Origin of the sequence: Clostridium guangxiense (assembly GCF_021043395.1) — a bacterium.
GTDB classification, from domain to species: Bacteria; Bacillota; Clostridia; order Clostridiales; family Clostridiaceae; genus Clostridium_S; species Clostridium_S guangxiense.
In genome coordinates this window covers 135,740-145,316 of the sequence record NZ_JAJNKE010000004.1, presented here as the reverse complement: position 1 = coordinate 145,316, position 9,577 = coordinate 135,740, and the positions used below count along the sequence as shown (strand labels likewise).

At 31.2% G+C, this 9,577-nt stretch carries 7 protein-coding genes; 5 read left to right on the top strand and 2 right to left on the bottom strand.

Going from position 1 to position 9,577, the window contains the following annotated elements; genetic code table 11:
* Positions 1–47 precede the first annotated feature (47 nt).
* The 5 genes from LQK79_RS05010 (at position 48) to spoIVA (ending at position 6,416) form a co-directional block, all read left to right on the top strand.
* Positions 48–2,471: a non-ribosomal peptide synthetase gene (locus LQK79_RS05010; protein WP_231015753.1), complete on the top strand. Its 2,424-nt coding sequence runs from the start codon at positions 48–50 to the stop codon at positions 2,469–2,471.
* Positions 2,468–3,121: a 4'-phosphopantetheinyl transferase family protein gene (locus LQK79_RS05005; protein WP_231015752.1), complete on the top strand. Its 654-nt coding sequence runs from the start codon at positions 2,468–2,470 to the stop codon at positions 3,119–3,121. The genes LQK79_RS05010 and LQK79_RS05005 overlap by 4 nt, the downstream gene beginning before the upstream one ends.
* An 83-nt stretch (positions 3,122–3,204) precedes the next feature.
* Complete coding sequence (locus tag LQK79_RS05000) at positions 3,205–4,500, top strand: helix-turn-helix transcriptional regulator (RefSeq protein WP_231015751.1); 1,296 nt, start codon at positions 3,205–3,207, stop codon at positions 4,498–4,500.
* Between the two features lie 16 nt (positions 4,501–4,516).
* A complete protein-coding gene (locus tag LQK79_RS04995; RefSeq protein WP_231015750.1) occupies positions 4,517–4,684 on the top strand; it encodes a hypothetical protein in 168 nt (55 codons plus the stop codon).
* A 253-nt stretch (positions 4,685–4,937) separates the two neighbouring features.
* Positions 4,938–6,416 (top strand): stage IV sporulation protein A, encoded by a 1,479-nt coding sequence (gene spoIVA, locus LQK79_RS04990; protein WP_053240802.1) that lies wholly within the window; start codon positions 4,938–4,940, stop codon positions 6,414–6,416.
* A gap of 297 nt (positions 6,417–6,713) precedes the next feature.
* Here spoIVA and LQK79_RS04985 read toward each other — a convergent pair whose 3' ends face one another.
* Together LQK79_RS04985 and pfkB are read right to left on the bottom strand one after the other, a co-directional pair.
* On the bottom strand, positions 6,714–8,603 hold the full coding sequence (locus LQK79_RS04985) for a PTS fructose transporter subunit IIABC (protein WP_231015749.1): 1,890 nt from the start codon (positions 8,601–8,603) through the stop codon (positions 6,714–6,716).
* Positions 8,600–9,526 (bottom strand): 1-phosphofructokinase, encoded by a 927-nt coding sequence (gene pfkB, locus LQK79_RS04980; RefSeq protein WP_053240804.1) that lies wholly within the window; start codon positions 9,524–9,526, stop codon positions 8,600–8,602. Before pfkB ends, LQK79_RS04985 begins: the two co-directional genes overlap by 4 nt.
* Positions 9,527–9,577 lie beyond the last annotated feature (51 nt).

Here is a 9,577-nt window from a genome sequence, read left to right as displayed (position 1 = left end):
TATGCATTTAATTACAAATTTTATATGAAAGGTGAAATAGATAAGTTATGGATGATAAAGATGTACTTTTAAAAATTTTTGATTATGCAAAAACAAATCCTCATAAAGTTGCTTTAGTAGATGAATTTTTACAATTAACTTATAAGGAGTTGGTAGATACAATTGAAGAGGTTTCTAAAATCATACGTGATCAAAATTTGAAGGGGAAAATCGCTGCTTTGCAAATTCCTCGAAGCGTTTATTTTCCTATTTTAGTTTTTGCATTAACAAAAGAGAAGATTACGTTTATTCCTCAAGATATTACTCAACCAAAAGCAAGATTAGAGGAAATGATTCAGTTAGCAGGAGTACAAGTTGTAATTTCACTTGAGGAAGGAAAATATATATTTAATGAAGTTAATCCTACTAGTAAGAGCTCATCAGATGCATGGTCAATATATTTTACTTCAGGATCAACAGGAACACCTAAAGCTGTTGAAATTCCTAAAGAAAATGTTGAGAACACAGTTATATGGCAAAAAGAAGAATATGAACTAACAGATAAAGATAAGGCTGCGGCATTCATACCTTATTCGTTTGTTGTTAGCTATATGGATTTTTTTTCTGTACTTTATGTAGGGGGAACATTATATATATTAAGTGAATATTTGAGGCATGACTTAGCTTCATTAGAAGAGTATTTGAATAGGAATGAAATCACATTCATGAATGCAACAACTGTCATTGGAGATATTATTATCCGTTCAATGAATATTCCAAGCTTACGTTTATTAACGCTAGCAGGTCAGCGATTTCCTGATATAGATTTGAGTCATTTATCATACAAAGTCATTAATGTTTATGGAAATACAGAATGTGGTGCTGCTTCTATCTGTAAAATAGATTCAAAAACTAAAAAAGTAACCATTGGAAAACCTGTGAAAAACATGGATGTGTTAATTTTAGGAAATGATTTTCAGGCATTGCCTAAAGGAGAAATTGGCGAGTTGTTTGTTTATGGTATACAGGTTTCTAGAGGATATTTTATGAATACTAAAGCTACAAAAGAAGCTTTCGTAAATATCAATTATTTAGGAAAAAATCTAAGGGGATATAGAACAGGAGATTTTGCTCGCATTTTACCTGATGGAGATATTGAATATCTAGGTAGACGTGATCGACAGTATAAGATTAATGGTGTTCGTATAGATTTATCAGAAATTGAACGTGCTTTTTATAAATTAGTACCAACAACAAAACAATTATATGTAGTTGTTTACAATGAACAACTTTGCTGCTGGTTTATTAACGATGAAAAGTTAGAGGAAGAGAAGCTTCTTCAAGGTATAGCAAATTTATTGCCGTCAATTATGATTCCGTCACGCATTAAGCAAGTAACTGAATTTCCTATAAATGAAAATGGTAAAATTGATGAAAAGAAGTTATTTAGGGCCTTAAAAGAAGAAAACGAAGGCAATAAAGAAGTAAAATTGTCAGCAACAATTCAAAGTGAAAGTATTCAATATTTAAAAAAGGCCTGGAGTAAAATTTTAAATATTGATGTAAAACAGATTAATACAAATAGTGATTTTAAAAAATTGGGGGCAACGTCGCTTCAAATTATGGAATTAGGTGTAAAGTTACTGCAGGATTTAGGAAAAAAATTAAACTTTGTTGATTTGCATTACCACACAAAACTATATGACATGGCAGAATTTATTGATGGAAATAATAATTTTAGGCCAATTTATACATTTGTTAAACGTACTGCTAAGATGAAAAGTATACCAGCTCTTTTTGTGATTCATTCAGGAAATACGGGAAGCGATGTTTATAGGCCGCTGTTCAATAATATAAAAGATCCCAAATTTCCGATTTATGTTATCGAGCCTCATAATTTATTAACAACTGGTGATCGAATTCATGGTATCGAGAACATTGCAGCTTACTACATAGAACTTATTGAGAATTTTACGACTGAAATAGATATGCCAAGTTTTAATTTAATGGGTTGGAGCTACGGTGGTGTAATTGCTAACGAAATCTGTCATCAACTTGAAAGTAATGTAGGAAAAAAACGGGTTGATAAGTTAATAATATTAGATTCCCATTTTTATCTAGATCAATCTGATTTAGATCGAGTTCGTGAACGCGAAGCAAATGGATACTATAGAAAATATTTTGAGGAAACACATATCTTTGAGGGAATGGATAAAAAAAATATAACCACTGAACACTTGATTGAGAATAACCATCAGGTATTTCTAGATATATTTAATTATAAAGTTAATAAAACCTATACGCCTACAACTTATATAAGAAGTATGATTGAAGAGAAACCACTAAGTGATGATAAAATTCACTCTGTTTTTGATAATGTTATCATTAAAAATGTTTATGCTGGACACGATTATCTCTTTGTAGATGATAATGCACGACAATTCATCCAGAAAGAGCTTGATTTACTTCCAATGGAGCCAGTTCTAGAATGAAAAAAGTTATTTATAATTTTGAAGATGAGAGGCTTTATGAACCGGTATTATTCTTTGTTCGTAGAGCTGCACCTTTCCGCTATGCTTATGCAATGAAGTATAAACAAAAAAAAGATCGATATAATGCTTTAATGGCTTATGTATTACTTTGTATGGCTTCTGATCGTCCTATTGGTGAATTATCGCTTGGAGCAAATGGTAAGCCATACTTTGATAAATATTTTGGGCAAAAATATCTTTCTATTTCACATACTGATAATATGGTGGCTGCAGCTATTTCGGATCAAAATATAGGTATTGATATTGAGCAATATAATAAAGTTAATTATGAAATTATATCAATGGTATGCTCGAAGAAAGAAAAATATCAGATGAAAGAAAACTCTAAACTTTCCACGTTTTTTTGGACGGCAAAAGAGTCATTAAGTAAATTATTGAATGAGGATTGGTATTCTTCTTCTATGACTGATTTATTATATGAAGGTCATGGTATTGTTGATTGTAATAATCTAGCTGTTCATTTTGAACATTTTATTTTTTCAAAGAATGTTTTATGTATTGCTAGTAAAAGTTCAGAGGTTAGTTTAATAGAACAGGCTAACTCAACAAGAGTTTTAAAGTTTATAACCAAATGCAATGCAGTTTTATAATAAACTTATTTACATTATTCTCCTTTTATGCTATCATTAAAAAAAAGTACAAAACTTTTTGGTAAAAAAAGGGGTTTTTTGTAATGAGCTATTGTACTATATTATCTAAAGGCGATAAAATAAAATTGCTAAGAAAAAAATATAAATTACGGCAAGAAGATATTGCAGGTAATGACATAACTAGAAATCTAATTAGCGAAATAGAGACTAATAAAGCAAACTTGACTAGGAGTACTGCAGAAGCGATACTAAAGAACTTACAAAAGCTAGGAACTAAAAATCATTTTGAAATTGAAGAAACTGTAGATTATTTGCTAGAAGATGAAACTATACAAGCTTCAAGGGTGCTTGATGATTACGTAGGCAAGTTGAAAACATTTATGGTATATAGAGATGGTGATTTTACTGCTACTCTTAAAGAGGTTGAGGAATTTTTAGTAAAGTGGAGTATAACTGATAAAAAGATAATTATATATGAGTTAGCTGGAGATTATTTTGGTACTCAAAATGAAATGGATAAAAGTATAATATACTACGAAAAGGCTCTGACTTTAGTCGGAAAGCTTTCGCTAAGTCCAATGCTACTTAGTATTTTAAAAAAATTATCAAAAGTATATGGTTGTTCAGGTAAGTATAATGAAAGTATAGAATGTTGTGATTTTGCGTTAAATCATTTTGAAAACTTATCTCAGCATGATACTATATATTTTGTATACAACCGTGCCTACGTATTTTTTATGCTAAAAAATTATGAGAGAGCGCTAGCAGACATTGAGATGATAGAAAGTTTGCTAGATGCAAATGATATGCGAACATATTTTACAGTTTTGGATACTAAGGCAGTATGCTTGCATGAATTAAAGAAACATAATGAAGCTATAAAATTATATAATAGGCTTTTAGAAATGCTTGATGATAAGCAGATAGACAAAAGGATAGTTATTCGTATAAATATAGCAGAAGTATATATAGAATTATCAAATGTGGATAGAGCTAATTATTTATTGGATGAGGTAAAAAAAGAATTGCCTTTTATAAATAATGGTAGTGGATATGAAGCTAATATTTATTATGAAATTGGTAAGATATACAGAGGATTTAATGATAAGACAAAATCATCTGAATATTATTCGAAAGCATTAAAAATAGCGAAGAAACAAAATGATTATGTTTTAGTTAACAATATACTTTATGAGCTAATGGATGGTGAGGACAGCATTGAAAAAGTGGATAATATAAAAAATGAGGCATTTATAATTTCTGCAAAACAAGAGAAGTTAGCTGATAAACTTGTTCATAAACTTATAGGCTTTTATGCTAATAATAATAGTATTTCTAAACTTAAAGAAATAAATGATTTTGCTTTGCAATTTGTTTAAAAGGAGTGTATATTAAATGGAACTTAAAAAATCTTATAAAATGTTATTAGTTTTTTCTATGCTATTGCTATTTGCAGTTGTTGCTGCTGACACAAGTTTAGTTAAATCTATTGCGGGAATAGGTGGAGGTTTTCTTGATAAAAGCGTGCAGATAATCACTGGAATAGGTGGAGGTTTTCTTTAAAATCTAGTTATATGATGGCTCTATGCTATAGTTAATAGAACTCTTCGGAGAGTGGATTGTAAATTTAAAGCAGTCTGCTCTTTTTTTATTTTTGCTATAATTTAAAAAAGTTATTTTATCAGCAAGAGAATAAAGCTTTATTTGATAATATCCATCTGATAATGCAAATAAATTAATATGATATTTTGTGAATAAAGTACTCTTAGCCTTAATATATATATATTGTTAATATTAAGGTACAGGAGGAAAGATTTTGGAAGACTTTAATATATATAAGGATATTGCGGAAAGAACTCAGGGTGATATATATGTAGGTGTAGTAGGACCTGTAAGAACTGGTAAATCAACCTTTATAAAGAGGTTTATGGACCTTATGGTTCTTCCCAATATAGACAATCCTCATAAGAGAGAAAGAGCGAAGGATGAGCTTCCTCAAAGTGCTTCTGGTAAAACAATTCATACGACAGAACCTAAATTTGTACCTAATGAGGCTGTAGATATAAGTTTAGATGAGGGGATAAAATTTAAGGTAAGAATGGTCGATTGCGTTGGGTACATTGTCAAAAATGCACTTGGGTATTCTGAAGGAGAAAAGCCTAAAATGGTTAATACTCCATGGTTTGATCACGAAATACCTTTTGAAGAAGCAGCAGAAATAGGAACTAAAAAGGTAATTGATGAACATTCTACGATAGGACTTGTGGTAACCACGGATGGTTCTATTACTGACATACCAAGGGAAGATTATGTAGAAGCAGAAGAAAGGGTAATAGAAGAACTTAAGTCTATAAATAAGCCATTTATTTTGTTACTTAATTCTGCACATACGGATGCCCCAGAAACACTCGAGTTAAAGACTGAACTTGAAGAGAAATATGACGTTCCAGTTGAAGTTATAAATGTACTTAATATGGAAACAAATGATATAACTAAGGTATTTACAAAAGTTTTGAAGGAGTTTCCTATAAAGGAAATAAACATAGATATGCCAGAATGGATTGAAAAGCTTGATTCAAAGCATTGGCTTAAGGAAAACTTTATGAACTTTGTAAAAGACTTGAGTAAAAAGCTTAATAAGGTTAGGGATATTTCAAAAACTATTGATTCATATTCTAATGTTGACTATCTTGAAAAAGCGGAAATGGTTGAGATGAACATGGGTGAAGGTATGGGAAGAATAAATTTGGAACCTAAAAAAGACATGTTCTACAAAGTTTTAAGCGAAGAATGTGAATGTGATATTGATGGGGAAAATAAATTGTTATCTGCAATGAAGGAAATGCATACAGCTAAGATACAGTACGATAGGATAGCTGAGGCATTAAAAGATGTTAAAGAAAAAGGATATGGGCTTGTATCACCTCAACTTTCTGAAATGAAGCTTGAAGAACCACAGATAGTTAGAAATGGGAGCAGGTACGAAGTTAAGCTTAAAGCTAGTGCACCAAGTTTTCATTTTATACGAGCAGATATCGAAACAGAAGTATCACCTATAATGGGAAGCGAAAGAGAAAGTGAGGAAATGGTGAGATCACTTTTAGAGCAATTTGAGAATGATCCTTCTCAAATATGGGAAAGTAACATGTTTGGAAAATCAATAGAAGTACTTGTAAAAGAGGGACTTCAAAAGAAACTGTATAAAATGCCTGATGATGTTCAAGCAAAAATACAAAAGACACTTGAAAAAATAATAAATGAAGGAAATGGCGGATTAATCTGCATAATACTCTAAAAATATTGCGAAGCAACAATTCTTCGTCACACTAAAAAAATTCTATAAATCTAAGGCAAAAAAATCGTAAACTACTAAGAAATTTCAACAACTCGCTGAAAGCTCGAACAGATTGAAATATCTAAGTATTTTACGATTTTTTCACCAAGACTTATTAAAATTTTTTTAAATCGTTCCTTCAGCATTATTACTTCGCTCCAACGGTAGTACAAGAAAAAAATTACTCAAACTATAGTGTAATGCGAAATAAGTGTATTGCAGAATGATTTAAATAAAATTGTAAAATCCTATTAAGCTTTATTCTTGAATTTTAATAGGTTTTTTTAGGATTCCAATAAGCAGTGCTGTTATTATAGCACCAATTATAATTGATAATAAGTATAAAATAGGATTTCCTTTAACTATTGGAATTACAAATATTCCACCGTGAGGAGCTGGAAGAGCTATATTAAAAAACATAGTTAAAGCTCCAGTAACGGCTGAACCTATAACAGATGCGGGTATTATTCTAGTTGGATCACCAGCGGCAAATGGAATTGCACCTTCTGTTATAAAACAAGCACCCATTATATAACAAGTCAAACCAGATTTTCTTTCATCAGCGGTAAACCTATTTTTAAAGAATGTAGTTGCAAGTGCAATTCCAAGAGGAGGAACCATACCACCAGCCATAATAGCTGCATGTGGATAATAATTTCCGGAGCTTATCATTGCTATTCCAAAGGCAAAAGCAGCTTTGTTTATTGGACCGCCCATATCAATAGACATCATTCCGCCTAATATTAAACCTAAAACAAGTTTATTTGCAGTGCCCATTCCGGAAAGCCAATGCTGAAGCCCTAAATTTATTGATTTTACAGGTCCTACTATAGTTATAAACATTATTGCTCCAGTAATAAATATTCCAAGTAGTGGGTATATGAGCACAGGCTTTAATCCATCTATAGATTGTGGAAGCTTTGCAAATATTTTTTTTAGAAGAATTACAACATAACCACCAAGAAAACCAGCAATAAGCCCTCCTATAAAACCAGCATCGTTATTTGCAGCAATATATCCACCAACCATAGCTGGTGCAAATCCAGGTCTATCAGCAATACTCATACCGATGAAGCCTGCAAGTACTGGAATCATTAGTTTAAAAGCATTGTCTCCACCAATATCATGTAGTAATTTCGCAATATAATTATAACTTGGATCTTTTGGATCGTAAGCTTTAATTCCAAACATAAAGGATATAGCAATTAATATACCACCACCTACAATAAAAGGAAGCATATTTGAGATACCATTCATAAGGTGCTTATAAATACCTAAGCCGCCTCCAGAGGTTGATTTGGAAGAGTCATCATTAGTTCCTTCGTGCGTGTATACTGGAGCATCTCCAGATAAAACTTTATTTATAAGTTCTTCAGGTCTTTTTATACCGTCAACAACAGGTACTTGAAGTACTTTTTTACCATTAAATCTTGCCATTTCTACTTGTTTGTCGGCAGCAACAATTATTCCGGCTGCTTTTTCTATTTCATCAGCAGTTAATTTATTTTTTACACCAGTAGAACCGTTAGTTTCAACTTTTATATTAATACCCATTTCTTTAGCTTTATTTTTTAAAGAATCAGCTGACATATAAGTGTGTGCAATTCCAGTAGGACAAGCAGTAACTGCTAGTACAAAACCTTTTGAAGTTTCCTCTTCACATGATTTCTCTTCTGAAGCTTCTTCTAATTTTTCTTGCTCTTCATTATTAATTAGATTAAGTACATCATCTTCATTTTTTGCGCTAAGAAGGCTATTTTTAAAATCTGCATTCATAAGCATAGTTGATAATCTAGAGAGAGTTTCTAGGTGCTCATTATTGGCGCCTTCACTTGCGGCTATCATAAAGAATATGTTAGCGGGGCTTCCATCAAGGGAATCATAGTCTATACCTTCAGTTGAAAGACCAAATGCTAGTGCAGGAGTTTTTACGGCAGCAGTCTTGGCATGTGGAATTGCAATGCCATCACCTATTCCAGTAGAGAACTCAGATTCTCTTTTTAATATAGCTTTTTTATATTCTTCTTTGTCATTTAATTTCCCAGCATTATATAGCTTGTCTGTTAATTCATTTATTACTTCAGACTTTGTCTTTGACTTTAATTTTAAAATAATAGTATCTTTACTTAGAAGTTCCGTTATTTTCATTGTTCTCCTCCTATAAATTCTGTTACTGTTACTTGTGGTAAATAGTGTTCAACATCTTCTTTTGTGCATAAATCTTTTGAGAAAGCAGTAGCACTTCCAGAAGCAGCACCATATCTAAAAGCTTCTATAATATTTTTATTCTGAGAGTAGCTTGCAAGAAAGCCAGCTATTACAGAATCACCAGCACCAACCGAATTCTTAACAGTTCCTTTTGCAGGAGAAGCTTTATAAACAGCAGTTTCGTTGATTAGAAGAGCGCCTTTTTCAGCCATAGATATGATAACATTTCTCGCTCCCATATCAATTAGTTTTTTTGCATAAAATATAATTTCTTCTTCATTTTCTAGCTGTTTGTTAAATATTTCTCCTAGCTCATGATTATTTGGTTTTATCAAAAATGGTCTATTAGAAAGGGTAGAAACTAATGCATTACCAGTTGTGTCCACAATTACTTTTACGTTATTTGAAGTACACTTTTTCTGAAGAATAGAATATATATCTGCTGGAACTGATTTTTGAACATTTCCAGCTAAAACTAAATAGTCATCTGAAGTTAAATTTTCTATAATGACAAATAGTTTATTTAAATTTTCAGAAGTAATATTGGGACCAGAACCATTGATCTCAGTTTCCGTAGAGGATTTTAATTTAACATTTATTCTAGTGTCCTCCTTTACTTTTATAAAATTAGTTTTTATACCTTGCGTTTCTAATGAGTCTTCAATAAATTTTCCAGTGAAGCCTCCAATGAATCCTAAGGCTATACTTTTTACATTTAAATTGTTTAAAACTCTAGATACATTTATACCTTTTCCACCAGCAAATTTTTCATCATTTTTTACTCTGTTTACTGTACCAGCTTTGAAATCATCTACTTCTATAACATAGTCTATTGCTGGATTAAAAGTAACTGTGTATATCATTGAATCACAACCTTTACAAATATAATTTTTATATATGGTAAAAATAGTTTA